This window comes from Micromonospora jinlongensis, assembly GCF_013410645.1.
GTDB classification, from domain to species: domain Bacteria; phylum Actinomycetota; class Actinomycetes; order Mycobacteriales; family Micromonosporaceae; genus Micromonospora; species Micromonospora zamorensis.
Map to the genome: position 1 here is coordinate 6,296,595 of NZ_JACCHK010000001.1, position 21,439 is coordinate 6,318,033.

The 21,439-nt window shown below is 71.0% G+C and carries 20 protein-coding genes; 12 read left to right on the plus strand and 8 right to left on the minus strand.

Features of this window, described 5'->3' with window-relative positions:
- Positions 1–33: 33 nt before the first annotated feature.
- Positions 34–864, minus strand: coding sequence for a PIG-L family deacetylase (locus HNR22_RS28410; protein ID WP_179782941.1), 831 nt, complete (start codon positions 862–864; stop codon positions 34–36).
- A 229-nt stretch (positions 865–1,093) separates the two neighbouring features.
- Between HNR22_RS28410 and HNR22_RS28415 the strand changes: the two genes are divergently transcribed.
- The gene (locus HNR22_RS28415) at positions 1,094–1,996 is read left to right on the plus strand and encodes an alpha/beta fold hydrolase (RefSeq protein WP_343059999.1); all 903 of its coding nucleotides are present in this window, start codon (positions 1,094–1,096) and stop codon (positions 1,994–1,996) included.
- A gap of 9 nt (positions 1,997–2,005) precedes the next feature.
- On the opposite strand, the gene prfH is transcribed toward HNR22_RS28415, so the two are convergent.
- Positions 2,006–2,641 (minus strand): peptide chain release factor H, encoded by a 636-nt coding sequence (prfH, locus tag HNR22_RS28420; RefSeq protein WP_179782942.1) that lies wholly within the window; start codon positions 2,639–2,641, stop codon positions 2,006–2,008.
- Complete coding sequence (locus HNR22_RS28425) at positions 2,638–3,825, minus strand: RNA ligase RtcB family protein (RefSeq protein WP_179782943.1); 1,188 nt, start codon at positions 3,823–3,825, stop codon at positions 2,638–2,640. Before HNR22_RS28425 ends, prfH begins: the two co-directional genes overlap by 4 nt.
- A 168-nt stretch (positions 3,826–3,993) precedes the next feature.
- Here HNR22_RS28425 and HNR22_RS28430 point away from each other — a divergent pair, with 168 nt between their 5' ends.
- A complete protein-coding gene (locus tag HNR22_RS28430; RefSeq protein ID WP_179782944.1) occupies positions 3,994–4,545 on the plus strand; it encodes a P-loop NTPase family protein in 552 nt (183 codons plus the stop codon).
- Positions 4,546–4,775: 230 nt separating this feature from the next.
- Here the strand turns inward: HNR22_RS28430 and HNR22_RS28435 are convergent, their stop codons facing one another.
- Entirely contained in the window at positions 4,776–5,993 is a 1,218-nt protein-coding gene (locus HNR22_RS28435) for an ice-binding family protein (protein ID WP_179782945.1), read from the minus strand.
- Positions 5,994–6,280: 287 nt separating this feature from the next.
- A complete protein-coding gene (locus HNR22_RS28440) occupies positions 6,281–6,982 on the minus strand; it encodes a class I SAM-dependent methyltransferase (protein ID WP_179782946.1) in 702 nt (233 codons plus the stop codon).
- A gap of 70 nt (positions 6,983–7,052) precedes the next feature.
- Between HNR22_RS28440 and HNR22_RS28445 the strand changes: the two genes are divergently transcribed.
- Positions 7,053–7,808 (plus strand): SDR family oxidoreductase, encoded by a 756-nt coding sequence (locus HNR22_RS28445; protein ID WP_179782947.1) that lies wholly within the window; start codon positions 7,053–7,055, stop codon positions 7,806–7,808.
- A gap of 2 nt (positions 7,809–7,810) precedes the next feature.
- Here the strand turns inward: HNR22_RS28445 and HNR22_RS28450 are convergent, their stop codons facing one another.
- The 3 genes from HNR22_RS28450 to HNR22_RS28460 all read right to left on the minus strand — a co-directional run bounded on the left by HNR22_RS28450 (position 7,811) and on the right by HNR22_RS28460 (position 12,044).
- Positions 7,811–10,033 carry a hypothetical protein gene (locus tag HNR22_RS28450; RefSeq protein ID WP_179782948.1) on the minus strand — a complete coding sequence of 741 codons (2,223 nt, stop codon included), beginning with the start codon at positions 10,031–10,033 and terminating at the stop codon, positions 7,811–7,813.
- A 115-nt stretch (positions 10,034–10,148) separates the two neighbouring features.
- Entirely contained in the window at positions 10,149–10,997 is an 849-nt protein-coding gene (locus tag HNR22_RS28455; protein WP_179782949.1) for a YybH family protein, read from the minus strand.
- Positions 10,998–11,030: 33 nt separating this feature from the next.
- On the minus strand, positions 11,031–12,044 hold the full coding sequence (locus HNR22_RS28460) for a sigma-70 family RNA polymerase sigma factor (RefSeq protein WP_343060000.1): 1,014 nt from the start codon (positions 12,042–12,044) through the stop codon (positions 11,031–11,033).
- A gap of 106 nt (positions 12,045–12,150) precedes the next feature.
- Between HNR22_RS28460 and HNR22_RS28465 the strand changes: the two genes are divergently transcribed.
- From HNR22_RS28465 to HNR22_RS28505, 9 genes are all read left to right on the plus strand, one after another.
- On the plus strand, positions 12,151–13,338 hold the full coding sequence (locus tag HNR22_RS28465) for an FUSC family protein (RefSeq protein WP_179782951.1): 1,188 nt from the start codon (positions 12,151–12,153) through the stop codon (positions 13,336–13,338).
- An 80-nt stretch (positions 13,339–13,418) separates the two neighbouring features.
- A complete protein-coding gene (locus HNR22_RS28470; protein WP_179782952.1) occupies positions 13,419–13,943 on the plus strand; it encodes a hypothetical protein in 525 nt (174 codons plus the stop codon).
- Positions 13,944–14,016: 73 nt separating this feature from the next.
- Complete coding sequence (locus HNR22_RS28475; protein WP_179782953.1) at positions 14,017–14,859, plus strand: DUF4097 family beta strand repeat-containing protein; 843 nt, start codon at positions 14,017–14,019, stop codon at positions 14,857–14,859.
- 32 nt (positions 14,860–14,891) lie between these two features.
- Positions 14,892–15,869: an ATP-binding cassette domain-containing protein gene (locus HNR22_RS28480; protein WP_179782954.1), complete on the plus strand. Its 978-nt coding sequence runs from the start codon at positions 14,892–14,894 to the stop codon at positions 15,867–15,869.
- Positions 15,866–16,654 (plus strand): ABC transporter permease, encoded by a 789-nt coding sequence (locus HNR22_RS28485; protein WP_179782955.1) that lies wholly within the window; start codon positions 15,866–15,868, stop codon positions 16,652–16,654. The genes HNR22_RS28480 and HNR22_RS28485 overlap by 4 nt, the downstream gene beginning before the upstream one ends.
- Before the next feature lie 149 nt (positions 16,655–16,803).
- Positions 16,804–17,070 (plus strand): hypothetical protein, encoded by a 267-nt coding sequence (locus tag HNR22_RS28490; protein ID WP_179782956.1) that lies wholly within the window; start codon positions 16,804–16,806, stop codon positions 17,068–17,070.
- Between the two features lie 694 nt (positions 17,071–17,764).
- Complete coding sequence (araB, locus tag HNR22_RS28495; protein WP_179782957.1) at positions 17,765–19,447, plus strand: ribulokinase; 1,683 nt, start codon at positions 17,765–17,767, stop codon at positions 19,445–19,447.
- Positions 19,444–20,136, plus strand: coding sequence for an L-ribulose-5-phosphate 4-epimerase (locus HNR22_RS28500; RefSeq protein ID WP_179782958.1), 693 nt, complete (start codon positions 19,444–19,446; stop codon positions 20,134–20,136). Before araB ends, HNR22_RS28500 begins: the two co-directional genes overlap by 4 nt.
- Before the next feature lie 130 nt (positions 20,137–20,266).
- Positions 20,267–21,268 carry an ABC transporter substrate-binding protein gene (locus HNR22_RS28505; RefSeq protein WP_425488081.1) on the plus strand — a complete coding sequence of 334 codons (1,002 nt, stop codon included), beginning with the start codon at positions 20,267–20,269 and terminating at the stop codon, positions 21,266–21,268.
- The last annotated feature ends 171 nt before the right edge of the window (positions 21,269–21,439 follow it).

Consider the following 21,439-nt stretch of genomic DNA (forward strand, 5'->3'; position numbering starts at 1 on the left):
CCTGGTGGCGTTACGAGAGTGTGAGGGGCGCGGTCAGCGCAGACCGGCGAAGAGGTCGTCCTCGGGGGTCGGCGCGCCGGTCCGGTCCCGGACGCGCACGAACGTCTCGACACCCATCAGCTCGGTGAACCGTTCGCGACCCAGTTGCAGGAAGAAGATGTTCTCGGTCTGACTGGCATGGGTGGCCAGGGCGTCGAACTTCTGCCCGCCGTAGCTGCTCGTGTCGACCCAGGTGCTGATCTCGTCGTCGGGCAGGCCGAGCTGCGGCATCGGCTCCGCCGCCGGGTCCGGCTCGGACCACTCCACGCCGAGCTCCTGCATGATCCGGCCGAACTGCTCGAACGCGGTACGCGGCACTGTCGTCCAGTAGACCTTGGCCGGGCTGTCGGTCATCTCGACGGCGGCCATGGTGATCCGGTGCGCCTGGATGTGGTCCGGGTGGCCGTAGAAACCGTTCTCGTCGTACGTGACGATGACGTCCGGTTGGTGCAGCCGGATCAGCTCCGCGAGCCGGCCCGCAGCCTCCGCCACCGGGGTCGTCCAGAACGCCCCGGGCTGGTCGTTGGTCGGCCAGCCCATCATCCCCGAGTCGGCGTAACCGAGGGTCTCCAGGTGGCTCACCTTCAGCACCGCGCAGCTCGCCTCCAGCTCGGCCCGGCGCATTGCCACGACAGCGGCCGGATCGTGCCCCGGGTCGCCCGGCTTGACCCCGCCGGGGCCGTCGCCGCACCGCCCGTCGGTGCAGGTCACCAGCACCGTCGTGATGCCCTCATCGGCGTAGCGGGCCAGCACGCCACCGGTGCTCGTCGCCTCGTCGTCGGGGTGGGCGTGCACCGCCATCAGGGTCAGAGGTCGCTCAGCCATGCCATCACCCTACGGTCATCCTCCGACGGCCCCACGACCTCCACCGTCGTCCGGTCCGCGCTCGGCGTTCGTGGCATGCCTCCGGCTGACTTCGGGCCGGCATCCTACCCAGCTCCGCGTTCGTGCAGCGCTCCTTGCCGCAAAGCGCCATCAGGTCCGTGACCGGCCCCTACATTCGGCAGGGCCAGCAGGTCGGAGCAGTTCGGGACGCGGGGAGAGGTCGATCGCGGTGGCCGGTGCAGGGTCGTTCGCCGAGGTGAAACAGGTCGACGCCGGGGTCCTGAACGTGGGCTACGTGGACGCCGGGCCGCCGGACGGGCCCGCGGTGATCCTCCTGCACGGCTGGCCGTACGACATCCACAGCTTCGTCGACGTCGTACCGCTGCTCACCAACGCCGGCCACCGGGTCGTCGTGCCGTACCTGCGAGGCTATGGCAGCACCCGGTTCCTCTCCGACGACACGATGCGTAACGGCGAACCGGCGGCCATGGGGCTCGACCTCATCGCCCTCATGGACGCCCTGCACATCGACAGCGCGAAGCTGGCCGGGTTCGACTGGGGTGCGCGTACGGCGGATGTCGTGGCCGCGCTGTGGCCCGAGCGCTGCCGGGGTCTGGTCTCGGTGAGCGGCTACCTGATCGACGGCCAGGAATCGGGCAAGGTGCCGTTGCCGCCGAAGGCGGAACTGGCGTGGTGGTACCAGTACTACTTCGCCACGGAGCGCGGCCGGGAAGGGTACGACAAGAACCGGCGCGACTTCGCCAAGCTGATCTGGCACACCGCGTCCCCCCGGTGGACGTTCGACGACGCGACGTTCGACCGCAGCGCGGCGGCGTTCGACAACCCCGACCACGTCGACATCGTGATCCACAACTACCGGTGGCGACTGGCCCTCGCCGCCGGCGAGCCGCAGTACGACGAGGTGGAGAAGCGCCTGGCCGCGAAACCGAAGATCACCGTGCCCAGCATCTCCCTGGAGGGGGATGCCAACGGCGCACCGCACCTGGAGCCCGGCGTCTACGGCAAGCGGTTCTCCGGGCGGTACGAGCACCGGACCATCGGCGGCGGTGTCGGGCACAACCTGCCGCAGGAGGCGCCGCAGGCATTCGCGGACGCGGTGCTGGAGGTCTGACCCGGCTCGTCAGCCTCGGCGGCCCGGACGCTGCGGCTCCGGACGTTCCACCCGCACGGGGTCGCCGCGTACCAGTTCGTCGTGGATGCGCCACCGCGCGGTCGTGACGGCACGCCGCGCCCTCTCGTCGCCCTGATCGATGCGTTGCCGCAGCAGTTGCAGGGCGATCCGGCGGTTGAGGCTGAACTGCCGCTCCTCGTCCACCACCACGACGATGCCCGACGGACGGTGCGTCGCCCGCACCGCCGTGCTGGCCTTGTTGCGGTGCTGACCGCCGGGCCCGCCGGTGCGACAGGCGACGATGTCGACATCCGCCTCCGAAAACGTCGTCGGCGCGGCGTCGAGGCGGGGCGGCTGGGCGGTGACGTACCAGTTCTTCCGACCGACGCTCGTCCGGTAGGGGCTGGGGGCCTGCCAGCAGAGTGTCCCGGTCCACGACCCGGCGAACGCCTCCGCGTCGGCGCCGGAGATCTCGATGAGCACCGACCGGTAGGTGCCGGCCCGGTCACCGGGCACGGCCTGGACCTGCCGGATGGTCAGACCCCGCCGGCTGCCGTCGGCGTTGAAGCGGTGCAGGAGCTGGGTCAGCGCCCAGGCGCATTCCCGCGGACCGCGTCCGGCGGACAGCAGCAGAAGCGTGCTCACGACCCGCCTCGCCTGCCGCGGTGGCCCCGCCGGTCGGACCGCGCCGTGGACCCGAGGTCGGGCGTCTTGTAGGTGACCAGGGGAATCGTGCTGACCACCGGCGTGGCCAGCTGGTGCTCGACGAGGTCGGCGATCACCTGCTCGATGCGCTTGTAGGCGGTGGGCGCCTCCTCGAAGAGCAGTTGACGGTCGCCGCACACCACCAGCGAGCCCACGGGTGTGCGGCGCAGCTCCTCGACCGTGTGCTTGGCGCGGCCCCGGCGCAGCGCGTCGGCGCGTGACATCTTGCGGCCAGCGCCGTGCGCCACGGAGTGGTTGGCCTCCGGACCGGCGTGGGCGGCCACCAGGTAGGACGCCGTCCCCCGCGTCCCGGCGACGAGGACGTCCCGGCCGTCACCCGGCGCCGCCCCCTTGCGATGCAGGTACACCCCGTCGCGGACTTCGACCAGGTTGTGGCACTGGTCGACGATCGGTTCGGTGGGCTCGGCCCCCAACGCGTACGCGACCCGGGCCGCCAGCACCCGGCGGTTGAGCGAACCCCAGCGCACAGCGTCGTCGTGCCGCGCCAGGTAGGCCGCGGGGTCGGGGGCGGCACCGGCGCCGTGGGCCTCGGTGTGCGTCCGCAGGATCTGCTCGCCCAGGCCGCGGGAACCACTGTGTACGACCAGCACGAGATCGCCTGCGTCGAGCCCGAGCCGACTCGCGTGACCCGGGTCGAGGACGGCGCCGACGCGGGCGAGCTCGACGAAGTGGTTGCCTCGGCCGACGGTCCCGAGGCCATCGAGGTGACCGGCCGGGACGTCGCCCTGGACGAGCTCCCAGGCCGGGTCGTCGGCGTCCCGCTCCGGGTCCAGGGCGCGGTCGAGGTCGGGGAATCGGGAGGCCAGCCGCTCCGGTACGGCTCGCTTGAGCTTGATGGGGAACACGGCGATGCCGCAGCCGATGTCCGATCCGACCAGGAACGGGTAGAGCACTGTCGACGCCATGGCCGCACCGATGGGGGCGCCCTTGCCCGGGTGCAGGTCCGGCATCGCGGCAACGTGGACCATGCCGTCGAGGGCGGCCACCTGCTGGCACTGCGCGAGCGCACCGGACTCGATCCAGCTCGCGGCCGACGCGAACACCGTGACGGAGGCAGCGGTGGGGGAGGGCGTGGAATTCCTAGCGGGGTGGTGCTGGGACAAGGGGTACTCACTTCTCGTTGAGAAGGTGGAAACGGACGACGTCACGCCGCCGGGAGGTGTCACCGGGGGTGGAGCGGGGAGGGAGTCCGTCAGTACGTCATGGACGCCACTCTCGCCGAGCACGCCGGGTACGACAAACGATTTTTCTTCGCGTCGTACGCTGCCGCGATGAGCGCACCGCGTCGCATCCTGATCTACGGCGTGTACGGCTCCGGCAAGTCCACTCTCGCGGCGCGGCTGGCCGACCACCTCGGGCTGCCCTGGTATCCGGTGGACGACCTGCTCTGGCAGCCGGGCTGGGTCGAGGTGCCGGTCGCACAGCAGCGCAGCCGGATCGAGGAGATCTGCCGACGGGACCGCTGGATCATCGACGGGGCGTACCACGGCTGGCGGGACGTTCCGCTGGCCCGTGCCGACCTGGTGGTCGGCCTGGACCATCCACGGTGGCGCTCGTTCGGGCGGCTGCTGCGGCGCACCGTACGCCGGGTGGTGACGGGCGAGGAGATCTGCAACGGCAACCGTGAGTCGTTGGGCAGTGTGCTGTCCGCGGACTCGATCCTGCTGTGGCACGTCACCGCGTTCGGTCGCGCGCGACGGCGGATGCGGGCCTGGCAGAGCGACCCGTCCGCGCCGCCCGTGGTGTTGCTGCGCTCCCCGGCGGAACTGGACGACTGGCTGGCTGGCCTGCCACGCCGGGGTGTCGACCGGAACTCTGCCTGACGTACTCGCGAGTTCGGGCTGACCGGTGCGCGGCGACGACCGGCCGCGGATCCTGCTCTACCCCTCGCACGAACGCGAGGACGAAGCCATGCTGCGACTCGGGTTCACCGACTGAAGTTCTCTCTGCCACACCCGTCGTCGGTCCACCCCTGATCGGGAGTGGGCCGACGACGAACGGGATGACAGTGCCTGGAGTGGTCCGGCCGGCAGTTCACCGGCCGGACCACCGATCAGGACTCCTGGCGTCGGCGCCGCGCGAGGAAGAACGCGAACGCGCCCAGAACGACCATCACACTTCCGATGCCCGTCATGGCCGGGACCACACTGCCGCCGGTCACCGGCAGGATGGGGCCCTTGCCACCAGGGCTGCCAGGTGCTCCGGGGCTGCCCGGGGCTCCGGGGCTACCGGGCGCTCCAGGGCTACCGGGTGCTCCGGGCGCTCCAGGGCTACCGGGTGCTCCGGGCGCTCCAGGGCTACCGGGTGCTCCGGGCGCTCCAGGGCTGCCAGGTGCTCCGGGTGCTCCAGGCGCTCCCGGTGCGCCGGGGCTGCCGGGTGCGCCGGGGCTGCCGGGTGCGCCGGGGCTGCCGGGTGCGCCGGGGCTGCCGGGCACGCCAGGAGAACCGGGTGCGCCGGGGCTGCCGGGCGGGCCGGACGGGCCGGGCGGGCCAGTTGGTCCGGGCGGGCCGGTCGGCCCGGGCGGGCCGGTCGGTCCCGCACACACCGGCGCGGTGATGACGTTGGTGTCGAGGGTGACGTTGGCGGTACGCGCCAGCGCGCGGCCCTGGAGGGTCGCGCCCGTGGCCATCGTGATCGCCGCCTGAGCCATGATGGTGCCGACGAAGGTCGTCCCCGTGCCGATCGTCGCCGAACTGCCGATCTTCCAGAACACGTTGCAGGCCGAAGCGCCGTTGATCAACACGACGCTGCTGTTCGACGCCGTCGTCAACGAGGAGTCGACCTGGAAGATGAACACCGCCGACGGGTCGCCCTGGCCGTTGAGGGTCAACGGCCCGGTGAGCTGGGCCGCCCCGATCCGATAGACCCCCTCGTTGAGCGTGTTGCCGCCGAGTTCCGCGGGAAGGTTGGTGAACGGGGTCCGACCGGCGGCGTCGTTGAAGGCGATGGTCAGGTCGCTCTGGGCCTGGAGAGCGACCGCGTCGCCGAGGTGGACCTCGCCGCCGATGGTCGCCGTTCCGAAGCCGGCCGCGGTGTTTCCTGGGAATCGCCCGAGGCTCTGCGCCAGGAAGCTGGGGCCGGTGTTGGTGGGCTCGGCCCCGGCCAGAACGGAGAAGTCCGCCGCCGTCCCGAGGTTCACCGGCGCTTCCTGCGCGTTGGCGGCAGTCGAGCTGAAGAGCAATAGGCTGGCCGCCACTGTCGCGGCGGCTCCGGCCGCGAGCGCCGGCAACACCACCCGCCGCCGTAGGCCGAGTCTGGGTTTCACTGTCACAGAACATCCTCCGTGGGTACTACTCGCAGGAACGCGTCTGGTGAGTCGTGTCCTGCGCGTGATACGGCCGATATGGCACCGCCGAGCGGCGTTGACCACCACATCACGCGGACCGCGCGAATGCCCACAAAACGGAATAATCAGCCGCAGTCGTCCGTGCAAAGAGGATCGGAGCTCACGTTCGCGTTTGACGGCCTCGCGTTTGCGTCCCGGTCCACTGGCACGACGACCCGCGCCGCGCCGACCTCGTCCCGCCTGATCTCAGGGCAGCGGGTCGGCCGCCTCCACTATCGCTGGCGCGGGGCTGCCGGCCAGGTCGCGCGCCCGTGTACGCAGGGCGAGGACGGGCTGTTGCTGCCAGCCGGAAAATGGAACCGGCGCAACTCCTCGATCACGAACCCCGCGTCCGTGATCGCGGCGATGGTGTCCCGGCCGGTGTGGCAGCCGGCGAACAGCTTCGGCCACAGTGTCGCGTCGAGCAGCCGCTGGGTCCGGTACAGCCTGCTGGGCTCGTCGGCGGCGACGTGCTCGAAGAACCGCAACTCGCCACCGGGGCGTAGCGTCCGGCCGATCTCGGCCAGCGCGTTCGCCTGATCGGGCACGGTGCACAACACCAACGCGACCACCGCCGCGTCGAACTCGCCGTCGCGGGCGGGCAGGCTCTCGGCCAGGCCGTCGACGACAGTGATCGGAACCGGCGCGGTGGGTGCCGCGCGCTCGGCAGCGGCCCGTAGCCGGCGTTCCGGCTCGACCGCGACGACCTCGCCCACCCCCGGCGGGTAGTGGGAGAACATCCGCCCGTTGCCGGCGCCGATCTCGATCACCCGGCCGGACAGACCGGCGACCAGGTCCCGTCGGAACTCCGCCGTGCCGGCACGGTCCATGGCGACGCTGAGCCGCTCGTAGACCCGGGCGAACACCGGGTGGGACACCGTAGCCACGTCGACCTCCGGGAAGCGGGTGACAGTTCTCCCGCGATTGTCCTGCATCGGCGCACGCTTTCCGTCTTACTGGTTGGCAGCACGATCCGACCCAGCGCAGACAGGACGTGGTACGACCATGAAGATCGTCGTCATCGGAGGCAGCGGCCTCATCGGTTCCAAGCTCGTGGACGGCCTTGCCGGACAGGGCCACGAGGCGGTGCCGGCTTCGCCGAAGACCGGCGTGAACACACTGACCGGCGAGGGAGTCGCCGATGTGCTCACCGGCGCCGACGTGGTCGTGGACGTGTCGAACTCGCCGTCGTTCGAGGACAAGGCCGTGCTGGAGTTCTTCGAGACGTCCACCCGGACGCTCCTCGCCGCCGCGTCGGACGCCGCGGTAAGCCACTACGTCGCGCTCTCCATCGTCGGTTGTGACCGGATCCCGGACAGCGGCTACATGCGGGCGAAGGTCGCCCAGGAGAAGCTCATCGTCGGGTCCGGAACCCCGTACTCGATCGTGCACGCCACCCAGTTCTTCGAGTTCCTCCAGGGCATCATCGACGCCGGCACGGACGGTGACACCGTGCACCTCGCGCCGGTGCTCATTCAGCCGATGGCCGCGGACGACGTCGCGGCCGCGGTGGCCGAGGCCGTGGTCGCCGCGCCGACGAACGCCGTGGTCGAGGTCGCCGGCCCGGAGCAGTTCCGTCTCGACGAACTGGGCCGGTCGATGCTCGCGGCCCGGCAGGACCCTCGTTCGGTGGTGGCCGACCCCGACGCCCGCTACTTCGGCGCCAAGCTGGGCGAACGCTCCCTCGTTCCCGCCGACGGCGCCCGGATCGCCGGTACGCGTCTCGACGACTGGCGTGCCCGAATGGCCGGCGGTCGCTGACGCTAGGTCGGGGTGTCGGGCGGATCGGCTCGTCCGAGACGCTGCGCCAACTCCCGGACCACCTCGGTGAACTGCTGGTCGGACTCGCCCGGCCAGTGTCCCTGAATGGGCGGGGGGACGCTGTCGCTGGGCGGCGTCACCACGTCGCGAGGGTCGCGATACCGGCGATCCACGGCGGCGGCCGGGCCGCTGGCGCCGGCCGGCGCGTGCGGCCGGTGGGCGGAGAAGATCCAGCCGCCGATGGGGTCGGCGTCACTCCACAGGTTCACCCACCGCCAACCGACCCGGTGGCCGATCTCGTGCAGCGCCGCGTCGTCGACGTACGCGGGGAAGAGCCGCGCGTAGAGGCGGCGCAGCGGTGACCCGTGGGTGAGCAGAGCGACCCGACTGCCGACGTGCGGCGGCAACTGGAGCACCGTCGCGGCGAGCAGGACCGAGCCGTGGCTGTGCCCGGTGAGCAGCACCGCGTCGCCGCGTTCGACGAGGTACGTGATGCGGCGGGCCAGTTCCGGCACAGCCCGCTCGGAATAGCAGGGCGGCGCGAACGGGTGGGCGGCCCGAGGCCAGAAGGTGCCGAGGTCCCAGAGGACGCTGATGTGCCGACGGAACGGGACGGTCCGGTAGGCGAAGATGCCCCCGATGAGCAGGCCGAGGATGATCGCCGCGATCACCCAGCTGCCGAACGCGATGCCGAAGATGACCGAGTCCGCGGGCAGACCGATGTTCCGCTCGATGACGTCGTGCGGGAACTGCCCCAGCAGGCCGACGGTGGTGGTGGCCGTGGCGAGTCCGGTGAGACAGCCGTAGAGCACGGCCAGCGGCACCAGTTTCTCGGTGAAGCGAGCCCGGGCGATCGCGTCTCGGACCTGCCGAAGTCGCGGCCCGGCCTCGGCCGGGGCGTCCGGGTAGTCGTGGGCGACGATCGCCGCCGCGGCTCGGCGCCGACTGCGCCGGGAGAGCACGATGACGAGGCCGGCGACGATCAGGGTGGCCAGCAGCGCCCGAAAGAAGCCGTAGATCGCCCAGGTGTACGCCCGAGGCGGACCGGTGGCGATGCCCTCCCCGGTCGGCACGTCGCGATCGAGGAAGTCCGCCACCCGGTAGACCAACTCCGCTGAGTACGCCACCGCCAGGCTGATCCCGGTGGCCGCGACCACGAGGGCGCCCAGCCCGAACAGGGGGGTGGCGCCGCGATTCCGGCGGCAGAGCAGCACCACGCCCAGAGCGGCCAGCAGCGCCGTCTGTGCGACGAACAACCCGGCCAGGTGCGTCTCGTAGCCGGGCAGCCCGTGCCCCCCGTGCCACTGCGGTGGACCGGTCGCCAGGTGAGCCAGGACGACGACGGTCAGGACGACGGCGACGGTCCGGAGCGTACGGGTGACCCGGTCGAGCCGCTGGTTGTCGGCGGCCCGGTCGATCAACGGCGGCGTGCAGAGCAGCACCGCGCAGCACACCAGGACCACTCCGGTGACGACCGTCAGCGTGATCGTGATCGCCGTGGCGCCGCTCGCGGCCCGGGCCAGGAGCACTGTGAGGTCCAGCGTCGCGAACGCGGCGGCGACGTGGATGGAGCGCAGCCGGCCCACCAGCGGCTCGGCGTCCCACTGACCGACGGTGCCGAGCCGCGACCCGGATAACTCCCGATCGGGTGCGCGAAATGCTTCGAACGTCCGGCCCGGGCGGTTGCTGATCCGCCAGATCAGGCCGATCGCAGCGGCCGGGACCAGCGCGAGCACCGCAAGTCGCAGTCCGACCGGTCGTCCGCTCAGCCAGGACAACCAGCTGCGCCCGGCCAGGCAGCGCGGCGAGGAGAGGCATTTCCAGCCGACCAGATCCAGGGCGACGCCGGCGATGGCGAGCACGTACAGCACGGTGAGCGTGAGCGCCAGCAGCCGGCACAGCGACTTGACCACCGCCTCGGAGCCAGGGTTCGCCGGGCGCATCCAGATCGCGACGTTGACCAGCATGAAGGGCAGCAGGAAGACCACCGCCAGGGTGCGGGCCACGGTCCCGGACGGCAGGTCACCCCAGCGGTACGCCTCCAGCGTCACCCCGTGCGCCCCGGTGCTGTCCTCGCACCGGGGCCGCGGCCGGTAGAAGCCACCGCTGCGGTCACCCGCGACCTGCGCCGTCTGCTGAAGGTCGAGCACCTGTGCGGCGCTCGCGCCCGAGACGCCGTGCACTCGCAGCTCCACGACATCGCGGGGGATGTCCGACCCGCTCAACCGCGCTGATCCATGCGACGACCCCCCGAGGCGCTCGGCAGCCCCGTCTACCCGATCCGGACGGCCTCAACCGCACGAGCTACCCGGGAGCGGGTCGGTGACCGTTGGCGAGGACTCAGTGCTCCCGGTCGGGTGTCAGGTCCGTCCTCGCCTGCCCGGTGTCCGGGTCGAAGGGGAACGACACGTGCTGGTGGATCATCTCCCAGCCCCGACCGGCCCGCTGGAAGACGCGGGTGCCCCGCGACCAGCTCACGATCGTGGCGCCGTCCGGCTGCTGCGCGGTCATCCGGTTGAGGCCCCACGACACGGCCAGGTCGTCGCGAGCGATGACCGCCAGATCCGGAACGGTCCAGGTGACGGTGCCGGTGCTGACGTCGAGGCCGTTGGCGCAGACCTCGCGAACCTCGTCGCGGCCGACGTACTCCAGCGGCAGTTCGTGTTCGTACGAGACGACCGTCGCGGCGACGGGCTCCATGATCCCGTCGAGGTCCTTCGCCTCGGTGGCCTCGTACCAGCGCTCGTGCAGTGACCGCACCTCCCGCTCGGAGGTCTCGCGGTCGTCGGCGCCGCTGTCGTCGGCGAACGAGTGGTGCTCGTGCGCCACGACCCACGAGCCGTTCTCCTTGCGCAGCCCGAGAGTCAGGCGCAGCAGAAGCTCGGGCCGCCTGGCGAGGTCCTCGGGGGTGCCGCAGCGCAGCAGCGCGTTGGCGTAGGCGACGGTGTCGCCGGCGGTGATGTCGAGGCTGGTCAGCTCGAAGAGAGCCCCGGACGCCTGCCACCGGAAGAAGTCGGGCCAGGTCCGCTCGTACGCCCCGATGCCCCGGACCCCCTGGTGCGGCGGGGGTACGTCGTACATGACGATGTCCGCGGAGTGGCGGGCGAGGACGCCGGGCAGGTCACCGGCATGGACCGCCTGCGCCCACCGCTCGATCAGCTCGCGGATCTGTGTCTCGTCGTCGGCCATGGTGCTCCCTCGTGCGTCGGGTTGCTCTCACCTCTACAACCCGCGCGGAGCGACAAACTCATCGCTCTGTGCCGACCGGCTCTCCTCGTCCTGGTCGGGAGCCTGGTCCAGCTGGGCCGGCAGACCGCACATGGGCAGGGTTTCCGGGGTCAGGAACGACACCACCTCGGCGATTCGGTCGCCGCGCAGCGCGACGACGTCCAGCGCCGCCGCCGTGAAGAGCGACGCTTCCGCGTTCCAGAGGTACGTCCCGAAGGCGAGTTGCCCGTTCGCGTACGTCGGGACGAACCGCCACCGCACCGCCAACGGGCCGTCCAGCAGGAACTGGCGGATGGCGTCGCGGCCCTCGTACCACTGGGGCAGCGGCGGCATCGAGTACCGGGCGTCGTCGGTGAGAATCGCCAGGATGGCCTCGACGTCGCCCCGCTCCCACGCGGTCACGTACCGCCGTGCCAGCTCGCGCACGGTGTCGTCGCCGAGGCTGCTCAGCTCCGCCTGCTGGCTCTCGGCCGGGCGCAGCGCGTCCACGACCCGTCGGGCGCGTTGCAGGGCGCTGTTGACCGCTGCGGTGGAGGTGCCGAGCAGGTCGGCCACCTCGGCGGCGGGGTAGCCGAGCACCTCCCGCAGCAGCAGCACGGCCCGCTGTCGGCCGGGCAGGTGTTGCAGCGACGCGACGAAGGCGAGCTCCAGGTGCTCGCTGTCGACCACCCTCTGCGCCGGGTCCCGCTGCTCGGGAGGCGTGGAGCGCCGGTCCGGGTACGGCCCGAGCCAGGCCGTCTCGGCCACGGCGGCGGCGCCCGGGGTCAGGTCGGTCGGCAGCTCCCGGCGGCGACCCCGACTCTCGATCATGCTCAGGCACCGGTTGGTGGCGATCCTGTAGAGCCAGGCTCGTAGAGTGCCGCGATCCTCGTACCGGTGCTGGTTCTGCCAGGCCCGCGTCAGCGTCTCCTGCACCGCGTCCTCGGCGTCGTGGAAGGAACCGAGCATCCGGTAGCAGTGGGCGGTCAGCTCGTCGCGGTGCTCGTCGATCAGCCGAGCGAACGTCACGGTCGTGGAGCTTATCCGCCGGCCCGGCCGTCGCGCGCCTGCTCGCGGGCGCCGACCGATCGGCGGGGGAGAGGATTGATCCGACCACCGCGGGGTAGGTGCCGCCATGGTCGCTGCCGGTCGGCGCGGAGCAGACGGTGGCGTTCCGGCACGTGCCGGGGACACCGCCCACGGCGGCCTGGCGGACACCGTGGCCCGGCTGCGGGACCGTGCGCTGGCCACGGTGCGGGAGCGGTTCCGTCGGGTACGCGCCGTCGGCGGCCTCGCCCTGCAGGCCGGGCTGGCCGCGGCGCTGTCCTGGTTCGTGGCGCACGAGCTGCTGCACGTGTCGCAGCCGGTGTTCGCGCCGATCTCCGCCGTCTCGACCATCGCCGCGTCCGTCGGTCAACGGCTACGTCGTACCGTCGAGCTGATTCTCGGCGTCACCGTCGGGGTGCTGATCGGCGATCTGCTGCTCCTGGTGATCGGCACCGGATGGTGGCAACTCGCCCTGATCGTCGTGCTGGCGATCGTCGTCGCGTTGTTCCTCGCGGGCAGTGCCGCGGTGGTGATCCAGGCCGGGGCGACGGCGGTGCTCATCGCCACGCTCAGCCCGTCGATCCGCGACCTGGAGGTTCCCCGGTTCGTGGACGCGCTCGTCGGGGGAGGGGTGGCACTGCTGGTCACCGCCGTGCTGCTGCCGTTGAACCCGCTGCGGGTGCTCAACCGGGCCGCGCGTCCGGCGTTGGATCTCCTGGTCGCCCAGCTCGACGCCACCGCCGACGCGCTGGCCGAGCGTGATGCCGCTCGCGCGCGTACCGCCCGCAGCGCGCTGCGGCAGAACAAGGGCCCGCTGAAGGCGTTCGTCGAGGCGACCCAGGGCGCCCGGGAGGCCAGCACCCTGTCACCGGTGCACTGGCACCAGCGACGCGGGCCGGTGGGCCGTTACGCGCAGGCGGCGGAGCCGATCGACCGGGCGATGCGTAACAGCGGAACCTTGATCCGTCGCTCGGTGACGCTGATCGAGGACCGCGAACCGGTCCCGGAGCCGCTGCCCAGGGCGGTGGCCGATCTCGCCGAGGCCGTTCGGCTGCTCAAGCGGCAGTTCGCCGCGGGTGAACAGCCGGACCGGGCGCGCAAGCAGGCACTGCTGGCGGTCGAGACGGCCGGTCACGCCTACCGGGAGGGCGTCGGATTCTCCGGTGCGGTGGTGGTGGCGCAGGTTCGTACGACGGTCAGCGACCTTTTGGTGGCCACCGGACTGAGTCAGGAAAACGCGAATCGCCTGGTCAGACGCTCGTTCGGTGGTCTCTGACCCCACCCTGCCCGAGCGAATGGCATCACGGTGAGCCATGGGTGTTGCATGTTGAGCCAAAGTGGTGCCATGATGGTGCCATGGAGCTGAGGTCATACGTCGAGAACCTGCGTGACGAGTTCGCCGTGGCTGCGGAGGGCGTCGACGCGGACGGCCGCGCGCTGGCCGAGCGGCTCTTCGCCCAACTGGAAGCCGCTACCCGACTCACCCTGCTGGAGGCGCTGTCCGACGCAGCCGACGAGATCACCCGCGAGCTGGCACCGGGCTCGGTGCACGTCCGGCTGCGCGGGCGCGAGCCTGACTTCGTGGTCACCCCGGCCAGCCCGCCGGCCGACGAGCCGAGCGAGGTCACCGCGCCGCAGGCACCTCCTGCCCCGGTGCTCCCACCGGACGGCGACGACGGCGGCACCTCACGGATCAACCTCCGGCTCCCCGACCACCTGAAGGCCAGCGTCGAGGAGGCCGCCGGGCGAGCCGGGCTCTCGGTCAACGCCTGGCTGGTGCGAGCTGTCGCCGGTGCCATCGGGGCGGGCGACACCGAACGTCGTCCACCCCGCCGGGTGGAGCCGCGCTCCGGGCAGCACTTCACCGGCTGGGCCCGCTGACTCCCCGTACCCCCTTTGTTTTCGCGCCGCTGACCAGCGGCGACATTCACCGACCACCTTTCGGGAGACCACCATGCCTGTTTTCGAAACGCCAGAGCCCATCTCCGTCCAGATCGAGCTGCCCGTCGGGGATGTCTGGATCAGCGCGACCGACCGCACCGACACGGTGGTGACAGTGCGGCCCCGCGACCCGTCGAGCAGGGCCGACGTGAGCACCGCCGAACAGTGCACCGTCGAGTACGCCGCCGGAAAACTGCTGATCAGGGTGTCGAAGAGTTGGCGCCGCTACGGCTTCGGCCCCGGGCCGTCGGTCGACGTCCTGATCGAGTTGCCGACCGGGTCGCGGGTGCACGCCGAATCGTCGTGGGCGGCATTCCGCTGCGAGGGCCGGCTCGGCGAGTGCCGGATCAAGACCGGAAGTGGGATCCGGCTCGACGAGACCGGCCCGCTGGACATCGACAGCAGCCACGGTGAGGTCGCCGTGGAGCGCGTCGCCGGTTCCGCCCGGGTGAAGGCCTCGTCCGGCAAGGTGCGCATCGGTGCGGTCGACGGCACCGCCGAGATCAAGAACTCCTCCGGCGACTGCTGGATCGGCCGCAGCGGCGGCGACGTCCGGGTCAACACCGCCTACGGCGACATCACCCTCGACACGTCGACCGCCTCGGTGACGGCACGCACCGCCTACGGCAACCTCCGGCTGGGCGAGGTCGCCCGTGGATCGATCGACCTGAACACCTCGTACGGGGCCATCGAGGTCGGCATCCGTCGGGGGACCGCCGCCTGGCTCGACGTCAGCTCCAAGCACGGCCGCGTACACAACGCCCTGGAAACCACCGACAGCCCGACGCAGACCGACGAGACGGTCGAGGTCCGGGCGAACACCGCCTACGGCGACATCATGATCCGCCGCGCCTGATCCGCAGCCACCCAGACCGCAAAGAGGAGACCATGACCAGCTCCACGAAACCCGCAATCGTCGCCACCGACCTGCGGAAGTCCTACGGTGACAAGGTCGTGCTGGACGGCATCGACCTCATGATCACCGAGGGAACGATCTTCGCGTTGCTCGGCCCCAACGGCGCCGGCAAGACCACCACCGTGCAGATTCTCTCCACGCTGATCAACGCCGACGGCGGCCACGCCCGCGTCTTCGGCCACGACCTGGCCCGAGAGCCCAACGCCGTACGCGAACTGATCGGTGTCACCGGCCAGTTCTCCGCCGTCGACAACCTGCTCACCGGGCGGGAGAACCTGAGCCTGATGGCCGACCTGTGTCACCTGGACAAGGCGGCCGGGCGGCGACGGATCGCCGACCTGCTCGACCAGTTCGACCTGGTGGAGGCGGCGGGCAAACCGGTGTCGACGTACTCCGGCGGCATGCGCCGACGGCTCGACCTCGCGATGACCCTGGTCGGTGAGCCCCGCGTCATCTTCCTCGACGAGCCGACCACCGGCCTCGACCCGCGCAGCCGCCGGGCCATGTGGCAGATCATCCGCAACCTCGTCGCCGAGGGCGTCACCATCCTGCTCACCACGCAGTACCTGGAGGAGGCCGACCAGCTCGCCGACCGCGTCGCCTTCCTCGACCACGGCCGGCTGATCGCCGAGGGCACACCGCGCGAACTCAAGCGGCTCATCCCGGGAGGCCACGTCGTCCTGCAGTTCGCCGATCAGGAAGGGCTCGACTCGGCGGCCCGCGCGTTCGCCGCCGCCACCCGTGACGACGCCGCGCTCACCCTCCAGGTGCCGAGTGACGGCGGGGTCGGAACGCTGCGGTCCCTGCTCGACGAACTCGATCGCGCCTCCATCTCCGTGGCCGGGCTCTCCGTGCACACCCCCGATCTCGACGACGTCTTCCTCACCCTCACCGGCCAGCCGGACACCCGCGCCGGCCGCCCCGACCACGAAAGGGCTCCAGCGCGATGAGCACCCTCTCCCTCGCCGTCCGTGACTCGAGCACGATGCTGCGGCGCAACCTCCTGCACATGCGGCGCTACCCGTCGATGACCCTGCTGCTCGTCGGGGTCCCGGTCATCGTCCTGCTGCTCTTCGTCTACGTCTTCGGTGGCACGCTCGGTGCCGGCCTCGGCCCGACCGGCGACCGTTCCCAGTACGCCAACTACGTCACGCCGGGCATCCTGCTGATCACCGTGGCCAGTGCGGCGCAGGGCACCGCCATCTCGGTCGCGATGGACATGACCGAGGGCATCATCGCCCGGTTCCGAACGATGGCGATCTTCCGACCGTCGGTCCTCACCGGACACGTCCTGGGCAGCCTGGTCCAGACCCTGCTCAGCCTCGCGGCCGTCACCGGTGTGGCGCTGCTCGTCGGGTTCCGGCCCACGGCCAACCCGGTCGAGTGGCTCGCCGCCATCGGCGTCCTCTCCATGATCACCTTTGCGCTCACCTGGCTGTCGGTCGCCCTCGGCCTGGTCAGCGACAGTGTCGAGACGGCCAGCAACCTGCCCATGCCGCTGATCCTCCTGCCGTTCCTCGGCAGCGGGTTCGTCCCCACCGACTCCATGCCCACCGCGGTTCGGTGGTTCGCCGACTACCAGCCCTTCACGCCCGTCATGGAAACCCTCCGCGGCCTGCTCCTCGGCACCGGGATCGGCGCCAACGGGATCATCGCGGTGATCTGGTGCGTCGTCATCAGCGGGCTGTCCTTCCTCTGGGCCAAGACCCTCTACAACCGCAGTCGAGCCACCTGATCCCGACCGGCGTTCGATGTCCCCGCCATCGCGACGGACAGCCGGCGGCTCGGCCCACTGGGCCGAGCCGCCGGCTGTCCACGTCGCGCGGGACGGGCCGATGGTGGTGCTGGGCTGGCGGTGGTGCGGTCCGGCGGTGGTGCGGGCCGATGGTGGTGCTGGGCTGGCGGTGGTGCGGTCCGGCGGTGGTGCGGGCCGATGGTGGTGCTGGGCTGGCGGTGGTGCGGGCCGGGGCGGTGCTCGGCTGGCGATGGTGCGGGCCGGGGCGGTGCTCGGCTGGCGATGGTGCGGGCCGGGGCGGTGCTCGGCTGGCGATGGTGCGGGCCGGGGCGGTGCTGGGCTGGCGGTGGTGCGGTCCGGCGGTGGTGCGGGCCGATGGTGGTGCGGGCCGGCCGGGCGGCGTCGCGAGGGCTTGATCGACTCGGATTTCATGAATTCGGCCTGTCGCCGCGCCTCGGACCCCCCGATTTCAAGGAACGCGAGTGGATCTACCAGGCCGCACGACGCGGCCACCCCACCGCCCGCGTCGCGCCACGGCGCTGGGCGTGCGTCGCGCCACGGCGCTGGGCGTGCGTCGCGCCACGGCGCTGGCGCGGGAGGCCGGCCGTGAGCCGTCCGTCCGACCCGCGGGCACGAGGCCGACGCAGGCACCATCGAAACGTCGAATGTTATCGATAACACCCGCCGGGTGTCCGACCGCGAGATGCACCGGTCACCCGTCGGGGCGCTCACCCATGAGCCTGCGCGACCGTCGGCCGCGGTTCTATAGATCTGATCAAGAGATGGTGATGCCTCGATGATGTTATCGCCAACATCATCGGCGAGCGGCACGCGGTCGCCGTCGGACGGCCGTCTCGTGGTGGCGGAGGGTGGGACCTTGTCGTCCTGCCCGCCGAGAGGCGTCCGGGCGTCGGTCGGTCCACGGGGCAAACCGTTCCGGAGTCCGGGCCGAGCGCTCAGCACTGGATTCGCGCCTTTTGCGCCGGTCCGTTATTGACCCTCCCGAGTCAGCCCGCCTTCGGCGTTCCGTTACGGAGCTGTTGCGGGTAGATGTCTTGACGGGGCTGGATGTGAGCGTTAACACTATCTCCGTTAACGGTGGAGGTGAACATGAACCGTGTGGACGGAGCAGGCGACCGCTATGTCGTCGGTGTCGACTACGGCACCCTGTCCGGGCGCGCTCTGGTGGTCCGTGTCGGTGATGGTGCCGAGTTGGGGACCGCAGTGCACGAGTACGGCGACGCAGTGATCAGCACGGCGCTTCCGGGAGGGCGACCGCTTCCCCCGGACTGGGCCCTGCAGAACCCGGAGGACTACCGCGACGTGCTGCGGTACGCCGTCCCGGCGGCGGTGTCCGCCGCAGGGGTGGATCCGGCCGCGATCGTCGGCATCGGCATCGACTTCACCGCCTGCACGGTGCTGCCGACGACCGCCGACGGCATCCCGCTCTGCGAGGATCCCGAGCTGCGCGACCGGCCGCACGCCTGGGTCAAGCTGTGGAAGCACCACGCGGCGCAGACGCACGCCGACCGGATCAACGCGCTGGCCCACGAGCGGGCCGAGCCGTGGATCGGCCGGTACGGCGGCAAGATCTCCGCCGAGTGGCAGTACGCCAAGGGCCTCCAGATGCTGGAGGAGGACCCCGAGGTCTACCACCGCGCCGAGCGCTTCATCGAGGCGGCCGACTGGATCGTCTGGCAGCTCTGCGGCACCGAGACCCGCAACGTCTGCACGGCTGGTTACAAGGGCATCCTTCAGGACGGTCAGTACCCCAGTGAGGACTTCCTGACCGCGCTGAATCCCGGGTTCGGCGACTTCGTGACCAAGCTGGACGGTCCGTTGCTGCCCCTGGGTGCCCGGGCCGGCTCGCTCACCGCGCGGGCCGCCGCCTGGACCGGCCTGCCGGAGGGGATCGCGGTCGCCGTCGGCAACGTCGACGCGCACGTCACCGCGGCGTCCGCGCAGGCCGTGGAGCCCGGCCGGCTCGTCGCCATCATGGGCACCTCGACCTGTCACGTGGTCAACGGCGCCCAGGTCGCCGAGGTGGCCGGGATGTGCGGTGTCGTGGACGGCGGCATCAGCCCCGGCGCGTGGGGTTACGAGGCCGGGCAGAGCGGTGTCGGGGACATCTTCGGCTGGTTCGTCGAGCACGCGGCTCCGGCCGGCGTCGACTCGCACGAACGCCTCACCGAGCTGGCCGCGAGCCAGCCGGTCGGCGCGCACGGCCTGATCGCCCTGGACTGGTGGAACGGCAACCGTTCACTGCTGGTCAACCACGACCTCAGCGGGATGATCGTCGGAATGACCCTGGCCACCCGGCCGCAGGACATCTACCGGGCGCTGCTGGAGTCCACCGCGTACGGCACTCGGATGATCATCGAGGCGTTCGTCGAGGCGGGAGTCGCGGTGAACGACCTCGTGATCGCCGGCGGCCTCACCAACAACGCCCTGCTGATGCAGATCTACGCCGACGTGACCAAGCGGCCACTGAACATCATCGCCTCGACGCAGGGGCCGGCGCTGGGATCGGCGATCCACGCCGCCGTGGCCGCCGGTGAGTTTCCCTCGGTCCACGAGGCGTCGCAGGCGATGGGTCGGGTGCACGAGGCCGTGTACCGACCGGATCCCGAGCGGGCGCGGGCCTACGACGCCCTCTACGCCGAGTACCGGACGCTGCACGACCACTTCGGTCGCGGCGGCAACGACGTCATGCTCCGCCTGCGGGCGATCCGCAACGCGGCAGCCGGAACCGCTGCGGCCGCACCCGAGGCCGCGTTGGAGGTGGTCGCATGAGCACCGAGGTGACCCGACAGATCCGCGAGCTGCGCGAGACCGTCGCACGCCTGCACTCCGAGCTGACCCGCTACGGTCTGGTCGCCTGGACGTCCGGCAACGTCTCCGCGCGGGTTCCCGGCCAGGACCTCCTGGTGATCAAGCCGAGCGGCGTCAGCTACGACGATCTCACCGCGGACAACATGGTGGTGTGTGACCTCGACGGCTCTCTCGTCGAGGGCGACTTCGCCCCGTCCAGCGACACCGCTGCGCACGCCTACGTCTACCGGGCCATGCCCGAGGTCGGTGGGGTCGTGCACACGCACAGCTCGTACGCCACCGCCTGGGCCGCCTGCGGCGAGGCGATCCCGTGCCACCTCACCGCCCAGGCCGACGAGTTCGGCGGGGAGATCCCGATCGGCCCGTTCGCTCTGATCGGCGGTGACGACATCGGCAAGGGCATCGTCGCCACGCTGGCCGGTCACCGCTCGCCCGCAGTGCTGATGCGTAACCACGGCGTCTTCACCATCGGCCGCGACGCGAAAGCGGCGGTCAAGGCAGCGGTCATGTGCGAGGACGTGGCCCGTACCGCGCACCTGGCCCACACCCTCGGTCAGCCGGTTCCGATGGCGCAGGCGGACATCGATGCTCTTTATGACCGTTACCAGAACGTCTACGGTCAACAACCAGTCGCACCAACGGGTTCCTGACCGTCCAACGGCTGCCCGGGACCCGTCGGTCTGCACCACGACGCACCAGCACGCACCACCCGCGTACGCCGCTCCTGCGCACCTCCGGCGGCTGCCGCGGTTACCCACCACATCCAGCCAAGGAGATTCGATGGGAAAGATGCGAACGCAGTCCGCTCCGTGGCGCGCTGTCGCGGTCCTCGCCAGCGTGCTGCTCGTCGGCGGCGTGGCGGCCTGCGGCAACAGCGACACCGGCGGTGGCGCCAAGGACGACGGCAAGATCACCCTGGGCTTCTCCCAGGTCGGTGCGGAGAGCGGGTGGCGTACCGCGAACACCACCTCGATCAAGGACGCCGCCGCCGCGGCGGGGATCGAGCTGAAGTTCGACGACGCGCAGCAGAAGCAGGAAAACCAGATCAAGGCGATCCGCAACTACATCCAGCAGAAGGTCGACGTGATCGCCTTCTCGCCGGTGGTGGAGTCTGGATGGGACACCGTGCTCAAGGAGGCCAAGGACGCCGGCATCCCGGTCATCCTGACCGACCGCTCGGTCGACTCGGCCGACAAGAGCCTGTACAAGACCTTCCTCGGCTCGGACTTCGTCAAGGAGGGCCGGCTCGCCGGTGAGTGGCTGGTCGAGCAGAAGAAGACCGCCTCGGGCCCGGTGAACATCGTCGAGTTGCAGGGCACCACCGGCGCGGCGCCGGCCAACGACCGCAAGAAGGGCTTCGCCGAGGCGATCGCCGCCAACCCGAACCTGAAGGTCATCGCCTCCCAGACGGGCGACTTCACCCGGGCCGGCGGCAAGCAGGTCATGGAGCAGTTCCTCAAGGCCAACCCGAAGATCGACGTGCTGTTCGCGCACAACGACGACATGGGCCTCGGCGCGCTCGAGGCGATCACCGCCGCCGGCAAGGTGCCGGGCAAGGACATCACCATCATCACTGTCGACGCTGTCAAGGACGGCATGCAGGCTCTCGCCGACGGGAAGTTCAACTTCATCGCGGAGTGCAGCCCGCTGCTCGGCCCACAGCTGATGGACCTGGCGAAGAAGGTGCACGCGGGCGACGAGGTGCCTGCTCGGATCGAGACCGAGGAAACCACCTTCACGTCCGAGCAGGCCAAGGAAGCACTGCCCAACCGCAAGTACTGATCGACGCTGGGGGTCGCCGCGTTCGCGTGGCGGCCCCGCCGCGTCGTCCCCTACCCGCAACGGACCGGGCATGGCCCGCGACCACCTTCGCAGCACGCCCGCCCGGACGATCCCCAGGGACGACCGGGCGGGCGCACGGGGCGGTGGCGGCCCTTCCGTGTCGACGACCCA